The 23208-nt window shown below is 52.1% G+C and carries 20 protein-coding genes; 4 read left to right on the forward strand and 16 right to left on the reverse strand.

Translation table 11 applies throughout. The features are described 5' to 3' along the window. Positions 1–239: 239 nt before the first annotated feature. Positions 240–1430, forward strand: coding sequence for an NO-inducible flavohemoprotein (gene hmpA / locus LG384_RS17175; protein ID WP_225761270.1), 1191 nt, complete (start codon positions 240–242; stop codon positions 1428–1430). Between the two features lie 59 nt (positions 1431–1489). Here the strand turns inward: hmpA and glnB are convergent, their stop codons facing one another. The 5 genes from glnB to purL all read right to left on the reverse strand — a co-directional run bounded on the left by glnB (position 1490) and on the right by purL (position 9936). Continuing rightward, a complete protein-coding gene (glnB, locus tag LG384_RS17180) occupies positions 1490–1828 on the reverse strand; it encodes a nitrogen regulatory protein P-II (protein ID WP_002914032.1) in 339 nt (112 codons plus the stop codon). 112 nt (positions 1829–1940) lie between these two features. Beyond that, positions 1941–3275 carry a two-component system response regulator GlrR gene (gene glrR / locus LG384_RS17185; protein ID WP_304413159.1) on the reverse strand — a complete coding sequence of 445 codons (1335 nt, stop codon included), beginning with the start codon at positions 3273–3275 and terminating at the stop codon, positions 1941–1943. Beyond that, positions 3275–4018 carry a two-component system QseEF-associated lipoprotein QseG gene (gene qseG / locus LG384_RS17190; RefSeq protein ID WP_225761271.1) on the reverse strand — a complete coding sequence of 248 codons (744 nt, stop codon included), beginning with the start codon at positions 4016–4018 and terminating at the stop codon, positions 3275–3277. The genes glrR and qseG overlap by 1 nt, the downstream gene beginning before the upstream one ends. A 22-nt stretch (positions 4019–4040) precedes the next feature. Further along, entirely contained in the window at positions 4041–5471 is a 1431-nt protein-coding gene (gene qseE / locus LG384_RS17195) for a two component system sensor histidine kinase QseE/GlrK (RefSeq protein ID WP_045446234.1), read from the reverse strand. A 577-nt stretch (positions 5472–6048) separates the two neighbouring features. Further along, a complete protein-coding gene (gene purL, locus LG384_RS17200; RefSeq protein ID WP_225761272.1) occupies positions 6049–9936 on the reverse strand; it encodes a phosphoribosylformylglycinamidine synthase in 3888 nt (1295 codons plus the stop codon). Between the two features lie 268 nt (positions 9937–10204). Between purL and mltF the strand changes: the two genes are divergently transcribed. Continuing rightward, the gene (gene mltF, locus LG384_RS17210; protein ID WP_048220800.1) at positions 10205–11755 is read left to right on the forward strand and encodes a membrane-bound lytic murein transglycosylase MltF; all 1551 of its coding nucleotides are present in this window, start codon (positions 10205–10207) and stop codon (positions 11753–11755) included. A 27-nt stretch (positions 11756–11782) separates the two neighbouring features. Here the strand turns inward: mltF and tadA are convergent, their stop codons facing one another. Genes tadA through murQ form a run of 4 tightly spaced genes read right to left on the reverse strand, consistent with a single transcriptional unit; the run spans position 11783 to position 15242 of the window. Next, positions 11783–12319 carry a tRNA adenosine(34) deaminase TadA gene (tadA, locus tag LG384_RS17215; RefSeq protein ID WP_075261753.1) on the reverse strand — a complete coding sequence of 179 codons (537 nt, stop codon included), beginning with the start codon at positions 12317–12319 and terminating at the stop codon, positions 11783–11785. A gap of 17 nt (positions 12320–12336) precedes the next feature. Beyond that, on the reverse strand, positions 12337–12972 hold the full coding sequence (gene yfhb / locus LG384_RS17220; protein ID WP_045446249.1) for a phosphatidylglycerophosphatase C: 636 nt from the start codon (positions 12970–12972) through the stop codon (positions 12337–12339). 3 nt (positions 12973–12975) lie between these two features. Then, positions 12976–14340 (reverse strand): PTS transporter subunit EIIC, encoded by a 1365-nt coding sequence (locus tag LG384_RS17225; RefSeq protein ID WP_045446252.1) that lies wholly within the window; start codon positions 14338–14340, stop codon positions 12976–12978. Positions 14341–14348: 8 nt separating this feature from the next. Beyond that, a complete protein-coding gene (gene murQ, locus LG384_RS17230; protein ID WP_225761273.1) occupies positions 14349–15242 on the reverse strand; it encodes an N-acetylmuramic acid 6-phosphate etherase in 894 nt (297 codons plus the stop codon). 117 nt (positions 15243–15359) lie between these two features. Between murQ and LG384_RS17235 the strand changes: the two genes are divergently transcribed. Together LG384_RS17235 and LG384_RS17240 are read left to right on the forward strand one after the other, a co-directional pair. Beyond that, a complete protein-coding gene (locus LG384_RS17235) occupies positions 15360–16208 on the forward strand; it encodes a MurR/RpiR family transcriptional regulator (protein WP_045446258.1) in 849 nt (282 codons plus the stop codon). 55 nt (positions 16209–16263) lie between these two features. Then, positions 16264–16524 carry a YfhL family 4Fe-4S dicluster ferredoxin gene (locus LG384_RS17240; protein ID WP_003037590.1) on the forward strand — a complete coding sequence of 87 codons (261 nt, stop codon included), beginning with the start codon at positions 16264–16266 and terminating at the stop codon, positions 16522–16524. On the opposite strand, the gene acpS is transcribed toward LG384_RS17240, so the two are convergent. The 7 genes from acpS to lepA all read right to left on the reverse strand — a co-directional run bounded on the left by acpS (position 16521) and on the right by lepA (position 23044). Then, a complete protein-coding gene (gene acpS, locus LG384_RS17245) occupies positions 16521–16901 on the reverse strand; it encodes a holo-ACP synthase (protein WP_045446261.1) in 381 nt (126 codons plus the stop codon). The two genes, LG384_RS17240 and acpS, sit on opposite strands and share 4 nt — an antisense overlap. Then, the gene (pdxJ, locus tag LG384_RS17250) at positions 16901–17632 is read right to left on the reverse strand and encodes a pyridoxine 5'-phosphate synthase (protein WP_048220795.1); all 732 of its coding nucleotides are present in this window, start codon (positions 17630–17632) and stop codon (positions 16901–16903) included. Before pdxJ ends, acpS begins: the two co-directional genes overlap by 1 nt. Before the next feature lie 11 nt (positions 17633–17643). Next, positions 17644–18372 (reverse strand): DNA repair protein RecO, encoded by a 729-nt coding sequence (recO, locus tag LG384_RS17255; protein WP_045449747.1) that lies wholly within the window; start codon positions 18370–18372, stop codon positions 17644–17646. Between the two features lie 29 nt (positions 18373–18401). After that, positions 18402–19307 (reverse strand): GTPase Era, encoded by a 906-nt coding sequence (gene era, locus LG384_RS17260; RefSeq protein WP_045446265.1) that lies wholly within the window; start codon positions 19305–19307, stop codon positions 18402–18404. After that, entirely contained in the window at positions 19304–19984 is a 681-nt protein-coding gene (gene rnc, locus LG384_RS17265; RefSeq protein ID WP_003037579.1) for a ribonuclease III, read from the reverse strand. The genes era and rnc overlap by 4 nt, the downstream gene beginning before the upstream one ends. Positions 19985–20254: 270 nt before the next feature. Continuing rightward, positions 20255–21229, reverse strand: a complete 975-nt coding sequence (gene lepB / locus LG384_RS17270; protein ID WP_048220793.1) for a signal peptidase I — start codon at positions 21227–21229, stop codon at positions 20255–20257. Between the two features lie 15 nt (positions 21230–21244). Further along, complete coding sequence (lepA, locus tag LG384_RS17275; RefSeq protein WP_048220792.1) at positions 21245–23044, reverse strand: translation elongation factor 4; 1800 nt, start codon at positions 23042–23044, stop codon at positions 21245–21247. Between the last annotated feature and the right edge of the window lie 164 nt (positions 23045–23208).

Here is a 23208-nt window from a genome sequence, read left to right on the forward strand (position 1 = left end):
CTTCGATAACAGGTCTTGACAAAGGATTTTACGCAAACGATTACCTTCAGAGCACGCAAGGCTTTGGAGAACAAAGGTCTGCTTAATTTCAACGGATTTCTTTTCAGGTTTGTGATGCAGATTTTTCACGTTGTAACCATTACAACGCAAAGTTACAAAGAACCATTTACAATGCAGGGGTATTTTTTATAAGATGTATTTGACATACATCATTAAAGTCTCAGATAAAGGAAGACAGTATGCTTGACGCACAAACCATCGCTACAGTGAAAGCCACCATTCCCCTGCTGGTTGAGACAGGCCCGAAGCTGACCGCCCATTTCTACGATCGCATGTTTACGCATAACCCCGAACTCAAAGAAATTTTCAACATGAGTAACCAGCGTAATGGCGATCAACGTGAAGCGTTATTTAACGCCATCGCCGCTTACGCCAGCAATATCGAAAACCTGGCGGCGTTGCTGCCTGCGGTTGAGAAAATAGCCCAGAAGCATACCAGCTTCCAGATTAAGCCCGAGCAGTACAACATCGTGGGCGGTCACCTGCTGGCAACGCTGGACGAAATGTTCAGTCCAGGTCAGGAAGTACTGGATGCCTGGGGCAAAGCGTATGGCGTGCTGGCTAACGTCTTCATCAACCGCGAAGCACAGATTTACAGTGAAAACGCCAACAAAAATGGCGGCTGGGAAGGTACTCGTCCGTTCCGTATCGTGGCAAAAACCCCGCGTAGCGCGTTAATCACCAGCTTTGAGTTTGAGCCGGTCGATGGCGGTGCGGTGGCAGAATACCATCCGGGGCAATATCTGGGCGTCTGGCTGAAGCCGGAAGGTTTCCCGCATCAGGAAATTCGTCAGTACTCTCTGACCCGCAAACCGGATGGTAAAGGCTATCGTATTGCCGTTAAACGCGAAGACGGCGGCCAGGTTTCTACCTGGTTGCATAACCACGCGAATATCGGTGACATCGTTCATTTAGCCGCACCAGCGGGCGATTTTTTCATGGATGTGGCAACCGATACGCCAGTATCTCTGATTTCTGCGGGTGTTGGTCAGACGCCGATGCTGGCCATGCTGGATACGCTGGCAAAATCCGGGCACACCGCACTGGTTAACTGGTTCCACGCGGCAGAAAACGGCGATGTGCATGCTTTTGCCGATGAAGTAAGTGAACTGGGTAAAACGCTGCCGCGCTTTACTGCACATACCTGGTATCGTGAGCCGAACGAAGCGGATCGCGAAAAAGGTGGATATGACAGCGAAGGACTGATGGATTTAAACAAGATGGAAGGTGCAATCAGCGACCCGTCAATGCAGTTTTATCTGTGCGGTCCGGTTGGCTTTATGCAGTTTGCCGCGAAGCAACTGGTCGGTCTGGGCGTGAAGAACGAAAACATACACTACGAATGTTTCGGTCCACATAAAGTGCTGTAGTTCGTTATAAAGCAGGCCTGATGGCGCTACGCCTGTCAGGCCTGCTAAGCAGACCCGACTTAAATTGCCGCGTCGTCTTCTTCACCGGTACGAATACGAATAACGCGTGCCACGTCAAAGACAAAAATCTTGCCGTCGCCAATTTTACCCGTTTGTGCAGTACGAATAATGGTATCGACGCAGGTATCAACAATATCGTCAGTTACCACAATTTCAATTTTCACCTTCGGCAGAAAATCCACCATATATTCCGCGCCGCGATACAGTTCGGTATGGCCTTTCTGACGGCCAAATCCTTTCACTTCCGTCACAGTCATACCGGTAATGCCGACTTCTGCCAGCGCTTCGCGGACGTCGTCCAGCTTGAAGGGTTTAATAATCGCATCAATCTTTTTCATGCTATTCCTTGAAAAGGTCGCCTGTCTTTTGATCGGATAAACCTAACACATTAAACGATTACACAAAATCATTCATGATGCCTGGCAGCAGCTTGAATGATGCAGTGTAAAATTATTCTTTGAAATCGTTCGCATCCAGTTCGTGTCGAGAGAGCAACTTATAGAACTCCGTCCGGTTGCGCCCCGCCATTCTCGCCGCATGAGTAACGTTGCCTTTGGTAATTTGCAACAACTTACGCAAGTAGTTGAGTTCAAACTGGTTACGCGCTTCGACAAAGGTTGGCAGCGCAGTATTTTCGCCTTCCAGCGCCTGCTCCACCAGCGCATCGCTGATTACCGGTGAAGAAGTTAGCGCCACACACTGTTCAATCACGTTGACCAACTGACGCACGTTTCCTGGCCAACTGGCTGTCATTAAACGTTTCATCGCGTCAGTCGAAAATGCACGCACGAACGGTTTGTGCCGCTCAGCAGACTGGCGTAGCAGATGGTTTGCCAGTAGTGGGATGTCTTCAGTACGCTCGGCCAGCGTCGGGATCTTCAAACTCACGACATTGAGGCGATAGAATAAATCTTCGCGAAACTCACCCCGCGCCATCGCTTTGGGCAGATCACGGTGCGTCGCAGAAACGATCCGCACATCAATGTCGATATCACGATTGCTGCCAAGGGGGCGGACTTTACGCTCTTGCAACACGCGCAATAATTTGACCTGTAATGGCGCGGGCATGTCACCTATCTCATCGAGAAACAGCGTCCCGCCTTCAGCGGCCTGAAATAACCCTTCACGGTTGCTCACCGCGCCGGTAAAGGCGCCGCGCGCATGACCAAACAGTTCAGACTCGAGCAGTTGTTCCGGCAACGCGCCGCAGTTAATCGCAATGAAAGGTTTGTGGCTTCGCGGGCTGGCGTTGTGAATAGCCTGAGCGAAAACCTCTTTCCCGGTACCGCTTTGACCGTTGATCAGTACGCTGACGTCTGATTGCGCCACCATCCGTGCCTGCTCCAACAAACGCAACATCAGAGGACTGCGGGTAACGATTGATTCACGCCAGCGGTCATCAGTGGCGGGCGCAGACTGTTCCAGCGCCCCGTCAATGGCATTGTATAACGCGTCTTTATCGACCGGCTTAGTGAGAAAACTGAAAACACCCTGCTGAGTAGCGGCAACAGCATCAGGAATAGAACCATGAGCCGTAAGAATAATAACCGGCATCCCAGGCTGGACTTTCTGGATTTCAGTAAACAGTTGCATACCGTCCATTTCATCCATGCGCAGATCGCTAATAACCAGATCCACCTTTTCACGGTTCAGGATCCGCAGTCCTTCCAGACCGCTTTCCGCCGTTACGACACTGTAACCTTCGCTGGTCAGTCGCATTCCGAGCAATTTCAACAACCCAGGATCGTCATCTACAAGCAGTAAATGCGCGGGTTTACGGCTTATCATGGCGTTACCTCATCAGATGACGACACCGCACCATCCCCGTTGTCAGGTGTGGTGAGTTTATCACTCCCATGCTGCGTATCGGGACTGTAGTTACCGGCAGGTTTGCGGGTAGAAAGCTGGCGTTCAATATCCGTCAGATTCTCCAGTTTGCGGGTAGTCAGATCGAGCTGGGCTTGCAAATGCTGTTGTTGTAAACGCAGCGTATCAAGATCGCTGTCTGATGCCTGCTGGAGTTTGCTATAGCGCATGCGTTCTTCTGCAAGCTGTAACTGCAGCGTTTGGCTGCTGCGCCAGACCTGATAAAGCGGTCGTACCTGAGCGGGGATTTGCGGGCTTAACGCATCAAGGCGCGTAATCGCGTCCCGCCGTTCTGGTGGGGTAATATTGGCACTGCCTAGCAGGATCCCACGTTTGAAAGCGCCCTGCCAGGTATCCGCCAGCATGGCACTGGCTTCACTGCGCGCCTGAACCGCCATCATGCGATCGGCACAATCCATTGCCCGCAGCCAATACAGCGGATTAGATTCTGTGGACTGACCCTGTAGTGACCAGATATCCGCACATTCTGTTGAAAGGTAATCGGCCAATTGATGAGGAGGAATTTTCTCCTGCGAAGAATCACCGATAATATGATTCACCGCATTCGGTACACACCCTACCAGCGCCAGGCACGGCAAGCTCACCCATAAGGCGCGGCGGAAAAAATGTCGTTTAAGCATTCGGACAACAACGTGTGGCATACTCACCAGACTTAGGTTGATTTTAGTGTTTTTTCGTTGCAGATAGCGGCAGTTCTATGCGAAAGCAAACACCTTGCGCATTATCATCGACCAGATACAGTTTTCCCCGCATACGGCGGATGCAATCTCTGGCGATACTAAGCCCCAACCCGCTTCCTTTTACCGCCCCTTTCCGCTGATGACTCCCCTGGAAAAAAGGCTCGAAGATCATGGTCTTTTCTGCTTCTGGAATCGGTGTGCCGGTATTCACTATATCTATATATACCGTAGAGCCATGCAAACTGCTGCGGATACAAATGGTACCGGATTCAGCCCCATAGTGCACCGCATTGGAATAAAGATTGTCCAGCACGCTCATTAACAGCCCAGGCTCTGCCAGACAGGAACTCGCAGCCAGCGCAACATCAGTATGTATCATTTTTGAGCGAGCGGGCAGGCTATGTGCAGAAACAACGCCATCCACCAGCGGCGCTATCTCAACGTTCTTAAGCTCAATCACCTCATCAGCCAGTTTCCGGTTGTAATCCAGCAACTGCTCAATCAGTTTCTGCAGATTGCGGCTGCTGTCATCCAGAATACCGACAACCTCTTTCTGCTCCGCCGTCAGAGGACCAACCACCTGATCTGCCAGCAGTTCTGTTCCCTCACGCATACTTGCCAGCGGTGTTTTCAGCTCGTGTGAAAGGTGGCGTAAAAACTGATGCCGCTGAGACTCCAGCCATGAAAGGCGCTCGCTCAGCCAGATAATTCGCTGACCAACCGAGCGCAGTTCCCGAGGGCCGGTGAACAGTACGCTATCACCCAGCGAGCGCCCTTCCCCCAGGCGGTTGATCATCCGTTCTATACCTTTGACTGGTCCGATAATCATCCGCGTGAACAGCAACACCATCGCCAGGCTGACGAGAAACAGCACCAGTGCCTGCCAGCCAAAGAACTGCCCACGCTCCGCTATATCTTGTTGTAATTGTTGCCCACGAGAGAAAACCACCGTACGCGTTGCCTGAACCATCTCCGTATTGGCGCTGGCAAAAGCTTCAAGTCGTGCCGCCGCCACGCTATCAGGGCCGCTATTTTTACACTGTAGCTGTGCGAGGTCGTTTAAATCCTGGCGCAACGCCTGATAGAGTTTGTCATCCGGTAAAACGCCCGCATGCGCATCCAGCATATCGCTGTAGCGTTTGCGCTGACTTTGATAGACCTTCGCCAGGGTCGGATCATCAAGCACGCAGTATTGCCGATAGCTACGTTCCATCTCCAGTGCCGCATTGGTCATCGCCTCGCTTCGTCGGGCATCAATCAACGTCGTTCGGTTCGTTAACGCAGCCTGGGCGCTAAGCACGTTCAGACTCTGCCATGCCTGCCAGGCCAGCACTAACAAAGGCAGCAGGATCAGCAAAAAAGCCAACGTCACCAACTGGCGTAAAGAACGGGGGAAAACAGACCAGCGCTTCAAGGCGTTACCTCAACGGACACGAATAAGAAGATGCTAACTGAGGGAAACGCCAGATACAACAAAGCCGGGATTAACCCGGCTTTGTTGTGGAATAAGGCGGTGCCTAACTCGACGTTTCGCCCGGAGATTGATATGAGCAACGCTAATATCAGAAGTTGGACGGCAGGCACCTTGTTGTGCGTCATTCGAAGTTTATGTAGCACGTCCCGAAGGGGCTGACATAAGAGGGTGAATGAGCCACTGGTTATTATTATGCAGCAACTGTGCCAATAATCAAAACATTTTATTAACACGATGATAAATATAGGAAATATGTTTAAATATGCTAAAAAGTCTTCCGTCTGTTTTTTGCACTTTTTGTCGCTAATTAGCAACACATATAACACTAAAAAATAAATAATATATAAATCAATTAATTAAATGTCTCTTTTAGGCGACACCCCGGTCGTGCCATTGTCGGCATTTGCCGACACCCTGGAGGTGTAAACGCCTCATCCCCTAACAGGATTTACGTCGCTCAACTGGACCAGACAAAAAAAACCCCTCACGAAGAGGGGCTTGATGTCTATCGTTAAGATTAGCCGAGTTGCTTACGCGCATTGCGGAAGATACGCATCCACGGGCTGTCCTCGCCCCAGTTTTCCGGGTGCCAGGAGTTGCTCACAGTACGGAATACTCGTTCCGGATGCGGCATCATAATCGTCACACGACCATTTTCGGTCGTCACCGCAGTGATCCCGTTTGGCGAACCATTCGGGTTCGCTGGATAGGTTTCAGTCACCTTGCCAAAGTTATCAACATAGCGCAGCGCTACCAGACCTTTGCTTTCCAGCCCCGCCAGATGTGCATCATCACGTACTTCCACGCGCCCTTCACCATGAGAAACGGCAATCGGCATCATTGACCCGACCATTCCCTGCAACAGCAGAGACGGGCTTTGCGTCACTTCCACTAGGCTAAAACGAGCTTCGAAACGATCAGAGTGGTTACGTACAAAGCGCGGCCACAGTTCGCTACCCGGGATCAATTCGCGCAGGTTGGACATCATCTGACAGCCGTTACATACACCAAGCGCCAGCGTCTGTGGGCGATGGAAGAAGGTTTCAAACTCATCACGCACGCGGTTGTTGAACAGTATTGATTTCGCCCAGCCTTCACCGGCACCCAGTACATCACCGTAAGAGAAACCGCCACAGGCAACCAGCGCCTGGAAATTCCCCAGGCCGATACGTCCGCCCAGCAGATCGCTCATGTGAACGTCGATGGCATCAAAGCCAGCACGGTGGAAAGCCGCGGCCATCTCAACGTGGGAGTTAACACCCTGCTCACGCAACACAGCCACTTTTGGACGCGCACCGGTGGCAATATACGGCGCGGCAACATCTTCGTTGATATCAAACGACAGTTTTACGTTAAGGCCTGGATCCGCATCGTTCGCCTTGGCATCGTGTTCCTGATCGGCACATTCCGGGTTGTCACGCAGACGCTGCATCTGCCAGGTGGTTTCTGCCCACCACATACGAAGCGTAGTGCGGCTTTCACTGAATACGGACTGGCCGTTGGCTGTCAGAGTGAAACGATCACCTGCGACTGCCTGTCCGAGGTAATGTACACAATCTGTCAGACCGTTAGCTGCGAGAACAGCCTCTACTACATCGCGATCTGTCGCACGCACCTGAATCACTGCACCCAGCTCTTCATTAAACAGAGCAGACAGAGCGTCATCGCCAAGTGTGCTGATTTCAGCCTGAATACCACAGTGACCGGCAAATGCCATCTCAGCCAGAGTCACCAACAGACCGCCGTCTGAACGGTCATGGTAGGCCAGCAGCTTACGCTGCGCCACCAGCGCCTGAATGGCGTCATAGAAGCCCTTCAGTTGCGCGACGTCGCGTACATCAGCCGGTTTGTCACCCAACTGGCGGTAAACCTGCGCCAGTGATGTCGCACCCAGTGCATTGTGGCCAAGGCCCAGGTCAATCAACAGCAGCGCGTTCTCTTCGGTCGAGAGCTGCGGTGTAATGGTATGACGCACATCTTCCACGCGGGCAAAAGCGGTAATCACCAGCGACAGCGGCGAGGTCATCTCACGCTGTTCGTTACCTTCTTGCCAGCGGGTTTTCATCGACATGGAATCTTTGCCCACCGGGATGGTCAGACCAAGTGCAGGGCATAATTCTTCCCCTACCGCTTTTACCGCTTCGTACAACCCGGCATCTTCACCAGGGTGACCGGCGGCCGCCATCCAGTTTGCGGACAGTTTGATACGTTTGATATCACCTATTTGCGTTGCCGCAATGTTGGTCAGCGCTTCACCTACCGCGAGGCGTGCCGAAGCGGAGAAGTCCAGCAGCGCAACCGGTGCGCGCTCGCCGATTGACATCGCTTCGCCATAGTAGCTGTCAAGGCTGGCAGTCGTCACCGCGCAGTTCGCGACCGGGATCTGCCACGGCCCCACCATCTGATCACGTGCAACCATGCCGGTAACGGTACGGTCGCCAATTGTCACCAGGAAAGTTTTTTCTGCAACTGCGGGCAGGTGCAGCACGCGTTTGACCGCATCTGCAATCGTGATATCGCTTCGATTTAACGCATCGCCTTTCGCTTTCAGCGTCTGTACATCGCGGGTCATTTTCGGTGTCTTGCCGAGCAATACATCGAGTGGCAGATCGATCGGCTGATTGTCAAAATGACGGTCATTCATAGAAAGGTGCTGTTCTTCGGTGGCTTCACCGATCACTGCATATGGTGCGCGCTCACGCTTACACAGCTCGTCAAACAACGCTAACTGGTCAGCGGCAACCGCCAGCACGTAACGTTCCTGAGATTCGTTACACCAGATTTCCAACGGGCTCATGCCCGGCTCATCGCTGAGGATATCACGCAGTTCAAACTTACCACCGCGCCCGCCGTCGCTGACCAGCTCAGGCATAGCATTAGACAGTCCGCCTGCCCCCACATCGTGGATAAACAGAATCGGGTTGGCATCGCCCATCTGCCAGCAACGGTCAATAACCTCCTGGCAACGACGTTCCATTTCCGGATTGTCACGTTGCACGGAAGCAAAATCGAGATCGGCGTCGGACTGGCCCGAAGCCATCGAAGAGGCCGCACCGCCGCCAAGACCGATGTTCATTGCCGGGCCTCCGAGGACGATCAGTTTCGCACCCACGACGATCTCACCTTTCTGTACGTGATCGGCGCGGATATTACCGATCCCACCGGCCAGCATGATTGGCTTGTGGTAACCGCGCAGCTCTTCGCCGTTGTGGCTGTTAACTTTTTCTTCGTAGGTACGGAAGTAACCGGTCAGCGCCGGACGACCAAATTCATTGTTAAACGCCGCGCCCCCCAGAGGACCATCGGTCATGATATCCAGCGCGGTAACAATACGTTCTGGTTTACCGAAATCTTCTTCCCACGGCTGTTCAAAGCCAGGAATTCGCAGGTTGGAGACGGAAAAACCAACCAGGCCCGCTTTCGGCTTTGCGCCGCGTCCGGTTGCGCCTTCATCACGAATTTCGCCACCGGAACCGGTCGCCGCGCCCGGCCATGGCGAGATCGCCGTCGGGTGGTTGTGTGTTTCTACTTTCATCAGGATATGTGCCGGCTCCTGATGGAAGTCATAGCGACCCGTTTGATGGTCGGCAAAGTAGCGGCCCACTTCAGAACCTTCCATCACCGCCGCGTTGTCTTTATAAGCAGACAGCACGTGATCCGGTGTGGTTTCGAAGGTGTTTTTAATCATCTTGAACAGCGACTTCGGCTGTTGTTTTCCGTCGATAACCCAGTCGGCGTTAAAAATTTTATGACGGCAGTGCTCAGAGTTGGCCTGCGCAAACATATACAATTCGATGTCGTTCGGATTGCGTCCCAGTTTGGTAAACGCATCCTGCAGATAATCAATTTCGTCGTCCGCCAGCGCCAGACCCAGGCGCAGGTTAGCGTCAATTAGCGCCTGGCGGCCTTGACCCAGCAGATCGACACTAGAAACCGGTGCCGGCTGGTGATGCACAAACAGTTTTTCTGCTTCGTCCAGCGAAGAGAATACCGTTTCCATCATGCGATCATGCAGTACGGCAGCAACGTCCTGCCACTCTTCTGCAGTCAGCGTAGAGGCTTCTACATAATAGGCGACGCCACGTTCCAGACGGCTAATCTGCTGCAGACCGCAGTTGTGGGCAATATCAGTCGCTTTAGAAGACCAGGGGGAGATGGTGCCAGGGCGAGGCGTTACCAGCAGCAGTTTGCCCTCAGGGACATGGCTGCGAAGAACAGGACCATACTTCAACAGGCGTGCAAGTTGCGCATGCTCATCCTCGTTTAACGGGGCATTCAGGTCAGCAAAATGGACATACTCGGCGTAAATATTGTGGACCTGAAGATTGGCCGCCTGAAAACGCGCCAGCAGTTTGTTAATACGGAATGCAGACAGTGCAGGCGAACCACGCAGAATTTCCATCATAAGTCTCTCGTCTTCGAAGCGCCTGAGGCGCTTATAAGTGTGCGCAAGGGGGGAAACGGGCGTCATTATAAAGAATCTACCGCGGAGACGAAACCGTTTGCGTCGAAATAAAATCACGACTTTCTCTTATCATCAAATGCGGTCAGTTTTCTGAATAAGTTGCCAACTGGCGCAAGTTTAAGCAAAATGCCGCTCATTAATGACTACTTCACTTCTTAATCAATATCACAGCAGGCTAAGATTACGCACGATTCAGAGAATTAACTAATTGAAAAAATTAAAGATTAATTATCTGTTCATCGGCATATTGACGCTGCTGCTGGCAGCGGCCCTCTGGCCATCTATCCCCTGGTTCGGTAAAGCCGACAATCGTATCGCCGCGATTCAAGCTCGGGGAGAATTGCGCGTCAGTACAATCGACTCGCCTTTAACGCACTCCACCCTTAACGGGAAAACCTTTGGTCTGGATTATGAGCTGACCCAACAATTCGCCAGCTATTTAGGGGTGAAGTTAAAAGTCACTGTACGTCAGAATATCAGCCAACTTTTTGACGACCTGGATAACGGCGATGCCGATCTGTTAGCCGCAGGCCTGGTCTATAACAGCGAACGCGTTAAAAACTACCAGCCGGGTCCGACTTACTATTCGGTTTCGCAGCAACTGGTGTATCGGGTCGGAAAATATCGCCCTCGCACCCTTGCCAGCGTGAATGAAAATCAGCTGACTATCGCCCCCGGACATGTCGTGGTGAATGATTTGCAGCAGCTGAAAGCGAAAAAATTTCCCGAACTGAGCTGGAAGATCGATGACAAAAAAGGAACGACAGAACTGCTTGATGATGTCATCTCCGGTAAGCTCGACTATACCATTGCCGATTCAGTCGCTATCAGCCTGTACCAACGCGTGCACCCGGAGCTTGCCGTGGCGCTGGATGTTTCAGACGAACAGCCAGTAACCTGGTTTAGTCCTCTGGATGACGACAACACACTCTCCGCTGCCCTGCTGGATTTCTTTAACACTATTAATGAAGACGGTTCACTGGCGCGACTGGAAGAAAAGTATCTCGGACATGGCGATGATTTCGATTATGTCGATACTCGCACTTTTTTACGCGCTGTAGATAGCGTACTGCCGGATCTCAAACCATTGTTTGAAAAATATGCACAGGAGATAGACTGGCGGCTGCTGGCGGCTATTTCCTATCAGGAATCCCATTGGGATGCGCAGGCTACTTCCCCGACCGGCGTACGTGGCCTGATGATGTTAACCAAAAATACCGCCCAAAGCCTGGGGCTGACCGACCGGACCGACGCTGAACAGAGCATCAGCGGTGGAGCGCGTTATCTACAGGACATGATGAGTAAAGTGCCGGATACCGTACCGGAAGGAGAGCGCATCTGGTTTGCGCTTGCCGCATATAATATGGGATATGCACATATGCTGGATGCCCGGGCGTTAACGGTTAAAACCAAAGGCAACCCGGACAGCTGGGCCGATGTGAAGCAACGCCTGCCACTGCTCAGCCAGAAGCCATATTACAACAAGCTGACGTATGGCTATGCTCGTGGCCACGAAGCCTACGCATATGTAGAAAATATTCGTAAATACCAGATAAGCCTGGTGGGATATCTGCAAGAGAAAGAAAAACAGGCGACAGAAACGCAGCAACTGGCACAGGATTACCCGGCGGTATCTCTGGCAGAATTATTAGACCAGGAGAAATTTCCTCTCTCTGCGTTTCTGTCTCAGACATCGTCTAATTACCTGACGCACTCCCCTTCACTGCTGTTTTCCTCACAGAAGAAAGAGGAAAAATAGCCGCATCCGGCTTGCTGGAACACGTAATCACTCACTTGCAGACTTTTTCAGGTTTTTGATTTCCTGACGACGCATACGGAAGAAATCACTAAGCAGCGTGGCACATTCATCCCGTAGTATACCCTCAGTGACCTCAACCCGATGGTTCATTCCCGGATGATGTAGCACATCCATCAGCGAACCTGCGGCCCCCGTTTTCGCATCGCGCGCACCAAATACTACGCGTCCGATACGACTATGTACCATCGCGCCAGCGCACATAACGCACGGCTCCAGGGTGACGTACAGAGTGGCGTCCAGTAAGCGGTAATTTTGTAGCACCAGACCGCCCTGACGCAGCGCCATAATTTCAGCGTGGGCTGTTGGATCATGGTGACCAATCGGCCGGTTCCAGCCTTCGCCAATAACGCGATTGTTATGTACTAATACCGCACCTACCGGGACTTCCCGCTCATCCCAGGCGCGTTTAGCCAGCGTTAAGGCGTGGCGCATCCAGTACTCATGGCTAAATTCAACATCAGACAAAGGCAGAACTCCGGTAATCAAAGCGGGCGCATTATACACAGACGCTATCGTTTACTCTATTCGAGTTGCTGAAGCTCACCGCGTGGCGTAACGCGCCAGCGATGCTGGCAAAATGAAAGCAGCGGATTGTCCTGTTTGCTATCGCTATAGCCACTGTAAAGGCGCAGCGGAGCGCCAATATGACGTTCCAGTTGCGTCACTTTCTCATGGCCCAGGCAGCGCAGAGGTAGCACCCAACCGCCGTACCCCCGCTCAATTTGGCTGGCGATAAGATTAACGCGCGGTAGCCATGGGGTGTCGAAGTAGACCTGTTCGACCAGTGACCTTGGGGATCCGGTAATCAACCAGATATCAGCGTCAGAGCTTAACAGGTAAGTCGTTAGACGCTGTTGCACGGCCGGAAACGCCGTTACGTGCTGTCGAAACCAGCGCACGAAATCGGTCTGATGGGATTTCAGGCGCGCTTCACTCCGACCAAAAGTGCATCCCCAAAGGAGCAGGCTCATCGGCCAGCGGGCGGCGCGCCCCTGAATCAACAACCCCAGCGCAATAATCGGTAGCAGGGGCAGCACAAGCAACGCATTCAGCGGTTGGCGACGTAACAGGTAGCGCAGAAAACTGCCGAACATATCCTGCTGGTGTAACGTACCATCCAAATCAAAAAAGACAACGCGACGCTCGTGATTGGTCAAACCTTATTCCTCTGGATCGTTGAACCCCAATAGCCAGGTAAAAAGAAACCCGGCGATAACCGCTACCAGATAGCCTAACAGATAGAACATCACTTTTCCGGCAACAATCGTCAGAGCCAGCGGTAATCCTGAGATCCCAAAAGTAATAACCGTCGCGACCTTCCAGTAACTGATCAGCGCCCCGCCGACCGCTCCGCCAAGACAAGCGCCAATAAATGGCTTACCCAGCGGCAACGTCACACCAAAAATCAGCGGCTCACCGATCCCCAGTAATCCTACTGGTAACGCACCTTTAATCACTTTTTTCAGCCGTGCGTTACGGGTTTTCATCAGAACAGCAATCGCGGCACCAATCTGCCCCACTCCCGCCATCGCCAGAATGGGAAAGAGCGCGTTATAGCCATGTGCCTGCACCAGCTCAACATGGATGGGCACCAGCCCCTGATGCAAACCGGTGAGTACCAGCGGTAGAAATGTTCCCGCCAGTACCGCGCCGACGAGGAAACCGCCGCGATCGATAGCCCAGGATGCGCCATGAGCAATGGATTCCGAAATCCAGCCACCGAGCGGTTGCAGTGCCACAATCGCGATTGTCCCGGTGATGATAGTCGTCAGCAAAGGGTTCAGGATAAGCTCCAACGAGCCCGGCAGCACCTCACGAAATTTACGCTCAATCCAGCACATCAGCGCGACCACTAACAACACCGCGATAACTCCACCGCGGCCAGGCTGTAGTGCTTCGCCAAACAGAGTAATCTGTGCCAGCTGCGGACTGGAGAGGATCCCAGCCATTACGCCGCCCATCGCTAACGAACCGCCAAACACTTTGGCGGTGTTTACCCCGACCAGGATGTTCATGATGGCAAATACGGCGCTACCGAAGATACCCATCAACCCCAGCATATTCGGATAGTGAGTAGCAAAATCACCCACAATATCCGGTCGTTTGAGGATGTTAATGATGCCGGTAATCAAACCGGAGGCGATAAACGCCGGGATCAGCGGAATAAAGACATTCGCCAGCTTGCGCAGCGCATCGCTCATTGGCGCTTTGTACTTCGCTTTCACCTGAGACTTCGTGCGTTCAATGTCATTTACATTCGGACGTTCGCCGTCATCAGCAATCAGAGAACGCATGGCATCCACCACTTTGGCGGCCTTACCGGGACCAACAATAATCTGATGCTGCGCCCCCTGCTTCACATAGCCACTGACACCGGGTAACTGCTTCAGCCGGGAAATGTCCAGTTGGTCGTCATCCTGCACTTCCACCCTGACGCGCGTCATACAGTTTTCCAGGCGCAGAATATTTTTCTCTCCGCCAATCCCCAGCAGGATGTCGCTGGCAAGAACCGCCGTTTTGTCCATATGCACCTCTAGTGTTCTAACGCCGCGCGCAAAAAACCCTGGTGAGCGGAAAGTTTGGCTCTGGCTGCGGTTGCATCCAACCCGGTTAGCGCCATCAGTATGGCGGGTTTAACATCAAAGTCAGTCTGTTTCAGCAGTGCTTCGGCCTCTTCACGCGCAATGCCGGTAGCTTCCACCACCATGCGACACGCCCGGTCTACCAGCTTGACGTTGGTCGCTTTCATATCCACCATCAGGTTCTGATATACCTTGCCAAATTTCACCATTGCCCCGGTGGAGATCATATTGAGCACCAGCTTTTGCGCAGTACCTGACTTCAGACGCGTTGACCCCGTCAGGGCCTCCGGACCTACAACCGGAGAGATGGCGATATCAGCTTCACGGGCGACAGGGGAATCCGGATTACAGGAGATCGCCACCGTCGTGCATCCCACTTTGCGAGCATATTGCAGACCGCCTATCACGTACGGCGTACGTCCTGACGCCGCCAGACCAACAACCAGGTCCGGCATGCGAAGATTGAGTGCCCGAAGATCATCTTCGCCCAACTGAGGGTTATCTTCTGCGCCTTCAACCGCCTTCAGCAACGCGCCCGGACCTCCGGCAATAAGCCCGACAACCAGATCATGTGGCACACCAAAGGTCGGTGGACATTCAGAAGCATCCAGCACGCCAAGACGACCGCTGGTGCCTGCCCCCATGTAAATAATCCGCCCGCCTGCTTTTAACGCGTCAGCTGCCGCATCGACCGCATGCGCAACTTCAGAAAGCGTTGCTTTTACTGCTTCCGCTACCAGCGTATCCTGTTGATTAAAACGATGAACCAGCTCAAGCGTGGATAAAGCATCGAGATCCATCGTCTGTGGATTGCGGGTTTCTGACACTAACGCACCGAGATTCATTTTTTGTTCCTTAGGAATTTTTAATTCATAATAATCCGCCATAATGGAATATTATATTCACCCAGGCGAGTGAAATTTTGTTTTGTAATCGCCATCACGTTTTCGCCAGGAGACAGCATGAACTGTTTGATTCGCATTCGTCAGCGTTACCCGGATCTCGCGCAAAGCGATAAAAAGCTTGCGGATTACCTCCTTGCTCATCCGGATGATGCGCGTCATCTCAGCTCACAGCAACTGGCCTGCGAGGCAGGCGTCAGCCAGTCCAGCGTCGTGAAGTTCGCACAGAAAATGGGATTCAAAGGATTTCCGGCACTAAAACTGGCGATCAGCGAAGCGCTGGCCAGTAATCCCAATCCACATTCTGTTCCAGTGCACAATCAGATCCGCGGTGACGATCCCATGCTTCTGGTCGGAGATAAACTGATTAAAGAGAATGTGGCAGCAATGCATGCAACTCTGGATATCAACAGTGAAGAGAAGCTGATGGAAAGCGTTACAATGCTGCGGTCTGCCCGTCGCATTGTACTGACAGGTATTGGCGCATCCGGTCTGGTCGCGCAGAATTTTGCCTGGAAGCTGTTGAAGATTGGATTTAATGCGGTAGTTGAACGCGATATGCACGCCTTGCTGGCGACCGTACAGGCAATGTCACCAAACGATCTCTTGCTGGCAATTTCGTATACAGGGGAACGACGCGAGCTCAATCTGGCTGCCGATGAAACATTACGCACCGGAGCAAAAATCCTCGCCATCACCGGATTTACCCCCAATGCTCTGCAGCAACGTGCAACCCGTTGCCTGTACACCATTGCAGAGGAGCAGGCCACCCGGAGCGCTGCGATTTCATCCACTCATGCGCAAATGATGCTTACCGATTTGTTGTTTATGGCGCTGGTTCAGCAGGATCTGGAGCACGCGCCGGAGCGTATCCGTCACAGCGAAGCGTTGGTAAAAAAACTGGTCTGAGCAAAGAATGCGCGTATAATGCCCGCCCGATTTGTGATGTTTTGAGAGTTTCCTGATGGCCCTGTTAATCACTAAAAAGTGTATCAATTGCGATATGTGCGAACCCGAATGCCCGAACGAGGCGATTTCGATGGGTGACAGCATCTACGAGATTAACAGCGACAAATGTACCGAATGTGTAGGACATTACGACACGCCGACCTGCCAGAAAGTGTGCCCAATCCCCAATACTATTTTGAAAGATCCGGCACATGTCGAAACAGAAGAACAGCTGTGGGATAAGTTTGTATTAATGCACCACGCAGACAAACTTTAACTCTCGATAATCACCGTGGCGCAGGCGTAGTGACGTTCATCAGCCAGCGTCACATGCATATGCGCCACACCGAGCTTTTCTGCCAGCTTTAACGCCTCTCCCCACAACCGCAGACTCGGTTTGCCAAGTTCATCGTTAAACACCTCGAACTGATTGAACGCCAGTCCGTTGCGGATACCGGTACCAAAAGCTTTTGCCGCCGCCTCTTTTACCGCAAACCGCTTTGCCAGAAAACGCACCGGCTGCTGATGCGTTTCCCAGATAGCCCATTCGTTATCGCTCAGAACCCGTCTGGCAAGACGATCGCCGGTACGAGAGATCACCGCCTCAATGCGAGCAATCTCCACGATATCCGTACCTAATCCCAGAATTGCCATTAGCCACGCGCTTCCAGCATCAGGCGTTTCATTTCCACAACCGCATCTTTCAGGCCGCTCATTACCGCGCGTCCGATGATCGCATGGCCGATGTTCAGTTCGTGCATTTCCGGGATCCGTGCAATCGCTTTGACATTATGGTAAGTCAGACCATGACCAGCATTAACCTTCAGCCCCAGACTGGCTGCGAAGGTCGCAGCCTTAGCGATACGCGCCAGTTCATTGGCCTGTTCAGCGTCGGTTTTTGCATCGGCATAGCAACCAGTATGAATTTCAATGTACGGCGCGCCCACTTCGGCAGCTGCTTTAATCTGATCTTCGTCGGCATCAATAAACAGCGATACCAGGATCCCCGCATCCGCAAGTCGCTTGCAGGCATCACGCATTTTGTCACGCTGACCTGCTACGTCCAGGCCACCTTCGGTGGTGACTTCCTGGCGTTTTTCCGGCACCAGGCAGCAAAAATGCGGCTTTGTCTCAACGGCGATGGCCAGCATCTCTTCCGTCACAGCCATTTCCAGGTTCATGCGCGTATCCAGCGTTTGACGCAGTATACGCACATCTCTGTCGGTAATATGGCGTCGATCTTCACGCAGATGTACGGTAATACCATCCGCACCTGCTTGCTCAACGATAAACGCCGCCTGAACCGGATCCGGATATGCGGTGCCGCGTGCATTACGTAAAGTGGCAATATGGTCAATGTTGACGCCTAACAGTAATTCAGCCATGACAATCCTCGTTAATCATTATTTGTTTTTACTGCGCGTTTTGGCATAAATTGCCGGAACAGTTCCCGGCTTTTTAACGGTTTACCACCAAGATACGGCTTTAACGCCATGCGGGTAAAGCGTTTCGCGGCACGTAGCGTATCAGCATCCGGAAATTCTCGCGACTCAAGTGCTTTCAAATGCCGCCCGGTAAAGGTGCTGTTATCGATCACCACACTGGCGATAAATCCTTTTTCTTCACGATAACGGTAGGTCATGGTGTCTTCGACCGACTCGCCGCTACCGGCACAGTGGGTGAAATCCACGCCATAGCCCAGATGACCAAGTAAAGCCAGCTCAAAACGACGCAAGGCGGGCTCAGGTGAGCCAGTCGCGCCAGCCAGCGCCTGAATGCAATTCAGGTAGTCGAAGAAGAGTTCGGAAAAGCGGGTCTCGTACTCAAGCACCCGAGAAATGAGTTCGTTGATATAAAGACCGCTGTAAAGCGTGATACCACTTAGAGGAAGCGCCAGAGAGACGGCTTCAGCGCTACGCAGGGTTTTGACCTCACCACGTCCACCAAAGCGAAGTAATAGCGGCGTAAAAGGCTGAAGTGCGCCTTTAAGATTGGAACGTTTGGAACGTGCGCCTTTAGCCACAAGGCGCACGCGACCCGACTCTTCCGTGAAGACGTCCAGCACCAGGCTGGTTTCGCTCCACGGGCGGCTATGTAAGACAAAGGCTCGTTGCCATCCTTCCATCATACCCGCCGTCTTTTCAGAACAGGGAATTAAACGTCGTCGCCGTAACCGAGACTGCGCAGTGCTCGCTCGTCATCAGCCCAGCCAGATTTTACTTTCACCCACAGTTCAAGGTGCACAGGCGCTTCGAACATCTCCTGCATGTCTTTACGCGCTTCGATACCGATGGTTTTGATTTTGGCCCCTTTGTTGCCAATCACCATCTTCTTCTGCCCTTCACGTTCAACAAGGATCAGGCCGTTGATATCGTAGCCGCCACGTTCGTTAGAGACAAAACGCTCAATCTCAACGGTAACGGAATACGGCAGTTCAGCCCCCAGAAAACGCATCAGCTTTTCGCGAATGATTTCTGAAGCCATAAAGCGCTGAGAGCGATCGGTAATGTAATCTTCCGGGAAGTGATGAATCGCTTCTGGCAGATGCTTACGCACGATACCTGCAACGGTATCGACATTCATGCCGGTTTCGGCAGAAATGGGGACGATATCCAGGAAGTTCATCTGGCTTGCCAGGAACTGCAGGTGCGGCAGCAGATCGGCCTTCTCCTGTACGTTATCAACTTTGTTGATCGCCAGGATAACCGGTGCTTTACCGTCACGCAGTTTATTCAGCACCATCTCGTCGTCCGGCGTCCAACGAGTGCCTTCCACGACAAAAATAACCAGCTCAACGTCGCCAATAGAACTGCTGGCAGCCTTGTTCATCAGACGGTTGATGGCTCGTTTCTCTTCCATATGCAGGCCCGGGGTATCAACATAAATAGCCTGATACGCGCCTTCAGTATGGATCCCGACAATACGGTGACGTGTTGTCTGCGCCTTACGTGAGGTGATGGAAATCTTCTGCCCAAGCAGATTATTCAACAGGGTGGATTTACCAACGTTCGGACGACCGACGATGGCAATAAATCCGCAATAGGTTTTTTCTTCGCTCATTCCAGCTCCAGTTTTTTTAACGCCTGTTCGGCGGCAGCTTGCTCAGCCTTACGACGGCTTGAACCTGTGCCAACCACCGGTTCACTCAGGCCGCTAACCTGGCAGTGGATAGTAAATTCTTGATCGTGCGCTTCGCCCCGGACCTGTACTACCAGATAAGACGGCAGCGGCAGGTGGCGACCCTGCAAATATTCCTGCAAACGCGTTTTCGGATCTTTTTGTTTATCGCCGGGACTAATTTCATCCAGACGGGTTTGATACCAGTTAAGAATAAGTTGTTCAACAGTCTGAATATCGCTGTCGAGGAAGACACCGCCGATCAATGCTTCGACAGTATCCGCCAGGATAGATTCACGACGAAAACCGCCGCTTTTCAGCTCACCTGGCCCCAAACGTAAACATTCACCGAGGTCAAACTCACGGGCTAATTCCGCCAGCGTATTACCACGTACCAGCGTGGCACGCATGCGGCTCATATCACCTTCGTCCACACGAGGGAAACGATGATATAGCGCATTAGCGATAACAAAGCTCAAAATAGAGTCGCCTAAAAATTCTAAACGCTCGTTATGTTTGCTGCTGGCGCTACGGTGAGTTAATGCCTGCTGCAACAGCTCCTGATGATTAAAAGTGTAGCCCAGCTTCCGTTGAAGCCGATTAATTACGATGGGGTTCATGCGATACCAATAAATGAATGCGTCAACAATCCAGCACACGAAACAGACCTGATATACACAATCCGGGTAGCCGTTTCGGCATAGCCAGAATGCTTATGTATACGAACCAACGCTGTTTCGTGTGCCGTGGCAACCTAACGCTGCCAACCTAAAACTTCGGGGGAATATTCTATACACAACGACAAGGGATGTCGTTAGTCTGCGGGAATTTATCCAAGAAATAATTCACGCTGTCGCCATAATGACGACAACGTGAACGATTATCAGAGATTAGTGAATACCACCAATACGGCTTAAACGAACACCGGTCGGCCACTCACCTTCCTGCTTATCAAAGCTCATCCAGATAGCTGTCGCTTTACCCACCAGATTCGCTTCCGGTACAAATCCCCAGTAACGGCTGTCCGCGCTGTTATCACGGTTATCACCCATCATGAAGTATTGTCCCGGCGGGACTATCCAGGTCGCGAGTTGCTGCCCTGGCTGACGGAAATACATCCCCACCTGATCCTGCGCGATCGGCACGGTCAGAATGCGATGCGTTACATCACCCAGAGTCTCTTTACGCTCGGTCAGACGAATCCCGTTTTCTTTTGTTTCGTTCAGCGGAACCTCGAAGAAACCACTGGTCGCTTCTCCGCCATTACGACGAGCAAACGTCTGCACGAAATCACTCGGCTGAACATCAGAATACGTTACCGGCAATGCGTTTTCACATGCCTGACCGGAGCTGCACCCGGGCTGAATGGTGACCTCTTTAGCCACTGGATCGTACGTCACTTTGTCTCCCGGTAAACCGACAGCGCGTTTGATGTAATCCAGACGCGGATCTTCCGGGTATTTAAACACCACGATATCACCACGTTTCGGATGGCCTGTTTCAATTAACGTTTTCTGATAAATCGGATCTTTAATTCCGTAGGCAAATTTCTCTACCAGAATAAAGTCGCCAATTAACAGTGTCGGCATCATCGAACCCGACGGGATCTGAAACGGTTCATAAATAAACGAGCGCACCACCAGCACAATCGCCAGCACCGGAAAAACAGATGCCCCCGTCTCCAGCCAGCCCGGCTTAGGGGAGACTTTTTTCAGCGTTGCGTTATCCAGTGAATCACCCGCTGCAGCTTGTGCCGCCGCCTGACGCTCCCGGCGTTTTGGTGCAAAGACAAATTTATCAATGCACCATAAAATGCCCGTCACCAGTGTGGCAATCACCAGAATCAGGGCAAACATATTCGCCATGCCAACTCCTTAGGATTATTTACTGTCTTTACCGACATGCAGAATGGCGAGGAACGCTTCCTGCGGCAGTTCGACGTTACCGATCTGCTTCATGCGCTTTTTACCTTCTTTCTGTTTCTGCAGCAGCTTTTTCTTACGGCTGATATCACCACCGTAGCACTTCGCCAGAACGTTTTTACGCAACTGCTTAACCGTTGAACGCGCGATAATATGCGTACCAATGGCCGCCTGAATCGCGATATCAAACTGCTGGCGAGGAATCAGATCTTTCATCTTCTCTACCAGTTCGCGACCACGGCTCTGAGAGTTATCGCGATGGGTAATCAGCGCCAGCGCATCGACACGTTCATTGTTGATGAGTACATCAACACGCACCATGTCAGAGGTCTGGAAGCGTTTGAAGTTATAATCCAGCGACGCATAGCCGCGAGAGGTCGACTTCAGACGGTCGAAGAAGTCGAGCACCACTTCTGCCATCGGAATTTCATAGGTCAGCGCAACCTGGTTACCGTGGTAAACCATGTTGGTCTGTACGCCACGCTTCTCAATACACAGTGTAATAACGTTGCCCAGGTAAGCCTGAGGCAGCAGCATGTGACACTCAGCGATCGGCTCACGCAGTTCGTAAATGTTGTTCAGCGGCGGCAGCTTGGACGGGCTATCGACATAGATAGTTTCTTTCGACGTGGTTTCCACTTCGTAGACTACAGTCGGCGCGGTGGTGATCAGATCCAGATCGTATTCACGTTCCAGACGTTCCTGAATAATCTCCATGTGCAGCAGACCAAGGAAGCCACAGCGGAAACCGAAGCCCAGTGCGGTAGAGCTTTCCGGCTCGTAAAAAAGCGAAGCATCGTTCAGGCTCAGCTTACCAAGCGCATCACGGAAGTTTTCGTAATCGTCAGAGCTGACCGGGAACAAACCAGCATATACCTGCGGTTTCACTTTTTTAAAACCTGGCAACGCTTTGTCTGCCGGGTTACGAGCCTGTGTCAGCGTATCGCCAACCGGTGCGCCGAGAATGTCTTTAATTGCACAAACCAGCCAGCCCACTTCACCACATTTCAGTTCGGTACGGTCAACCTGTTTTGGTGTGAAGATCCCCAGACGATCGGCGTTATAAACCTGTCCGGTACTCATCACTTTGATTTTGTCACCTTTACGCATAGTGCCGTTTTTAATACGCACTAGCGAAACCACGCCGAGGTAGTTATCGAACCAGGAGTCAATGATCAGCGCCTGTAACGGACCTTCCGGATCACCTTCCGGCGGTGGAATATCTCGTACCAGACGTTCCAGAACGTCTGTCACGCCAACCCCGGTTTTCGCTGAGCAGCGAACGGCATCAGTCGCATCAATACCGACGATATCTTCAATCTCTTCCGCCACACGCTCAGGATCAGCGGCAGGCAGGTCAATTTTGTTTAATACCGGCACCACTTCGAGATCCATTTCCATGGCGGTATAGCAGTTAGCCAGCGTTTGCGCTTCAACACCCTGCCCGGCGTCGACAACCAGCAGTGCGCCTTCACAGGCAGCAAGCGAGCGGGAAACTTCATACGAGAAGTCAACGTGTCCCGGGGTGTCGATAAAGTTAAGCTGATAGGTTTCACCATCAGATGCTTTGAAATCGAGCGTCACGCTCTGCGCTTTGATAGTAATACCGCGCTCACGCTCAAGATCCATCGAGTCGAGAACCTGCGCTTCCATTTCACGGTCAGACAGGCCACCGCAGATCTGGATAATACGGTCAGACAGCGTCGATTTACCGTGGTCGATGTGAGCAATGATTGAAAAGTTACGTATGTTCTTCATATAGAGTAGTTATTGTGCCTTACGCCTGATTCGACAGGCTCTGAGAAGTCGCTGTTCTGAGCTTAACGTCTGTTTAAGTGAAACGCCGCATTCTACACTACAACGCTGAGGCGAGGAAATGTTCATAGAGCAAGGATAGCGGGAACTGGAAACAACTTCGCTTT

This window comes from Citrobacter sp. Marseille-Q3906 (genome assembly GCF_916618775.1).
Classification (GTDB): Bacteria; Pseudomonadota; Gammaproteobacteria; order Enterobacterales; family Enterobacteriaceae; genus Citrobacter; species Citrobacter murliniae.

Excerpts from the sequence above, each read along its gene's own strand:
- hmpA (WP_225761270.1), top strand. The coding sequence starts at position 240 with ATGCTTGACGCACAAACCATCGCTACAGTGAAAGCCACCATTCCCCTG.
- glnB (WP_002914032.1), bottom strand. The coding sequence starts at position 1,828 with ATGAAAAAGATTGATGCGATTATTAAACCCTTCAAGCTGGACGACGTC.
- qseG (WP_225761271.1), bottom strand. The coding sequence starts at position 4,018 with ATGCCACACGTTGTTGTCCGAATGCTTAAACGACATTTTTTCCGCCGC.
- purL (WP_225761272.1), bottom strand. The coding sequence starts at position 9,936 with ATGATGGAAATTCTGCGTGGTTCGCCTGCACTGTCTGCATTCCGTATT.
- LG384_RS17225 (WP_045446252.1), bottom strand. The coding sequence starts at position 14,340 with ATGGACAAAACGGCGGTTCTTGCCAGCGACATCCTGCTGGGGATTGGC.
- murQ (WP_225761273.1), bottom strand. The coding sequence starts at position 15,242 with ATGAATCTCGGTGCGTTAGTGTCAGAAACCCGCAATCCACAGACGATG.
- LG384_RS17235 (WP_045446258.1), top strand. The coding sequence starts at position 15,360 with ATGAACTGTTTGATTCGCATTCGTCAGCGTTACCCGGATCTCGCGCAA.
- LG384_RS17240 (WP_003037590.1), top strand. The coding sequence starts at position 16,264 with ATGGCCCTGTTAATCACTAAAAAGTGTATCAATTGCGATATGTGCGAA.
- acpS (WP_045446261.1), bottom strand. The coding sequence starts at position 16,901 with ATGGCAATTCTGGGATTAGGTACGGATATCGTGGAGATTGCTCGCATT.
- pdxJ (WP_048220795.1), bottom strand. The coding sequence starts at position 17,632 with ATGGCTGAATTACTGTTAGGCGTCAACATTGACCATATTGCCACTTTA.
- recO (WP_045449747.1), bottom strand. The coding sequence starts at position 18,372 with ATGGAAGGATGGCAACGAGCCTTTGTCTTACATAGCCGCCCGTGGAGC.
- era (WP_045446265.1), bottom strand. The coding sequence starts at position 19,307 with ATGAGCGAAGAAAAAACCTATTGCGGATTTATTGCCATCGTCGGTCGT.
- rnc (WP_003037579.1), bottom strand. The coding sequence starts at position 19,984 with ATGAACCCCATCGTAATTAATCGGCTTCAACGGAAGCTGGGCTACACT.
- lepB (WP_048220793.1), bottom strand. The coding sequence starts at position 21,229 with ATGGCGAATATGTTTGCCCTGATTCTGGTGATTGCCACACTGGTGACG.
- lepA (WP_048220792.1), bottom strand. The coding sequence starts at position 23,044 with ATGAAGAACATACGTAACTTTTCAATCATTGCTCACATCGACCACGGT.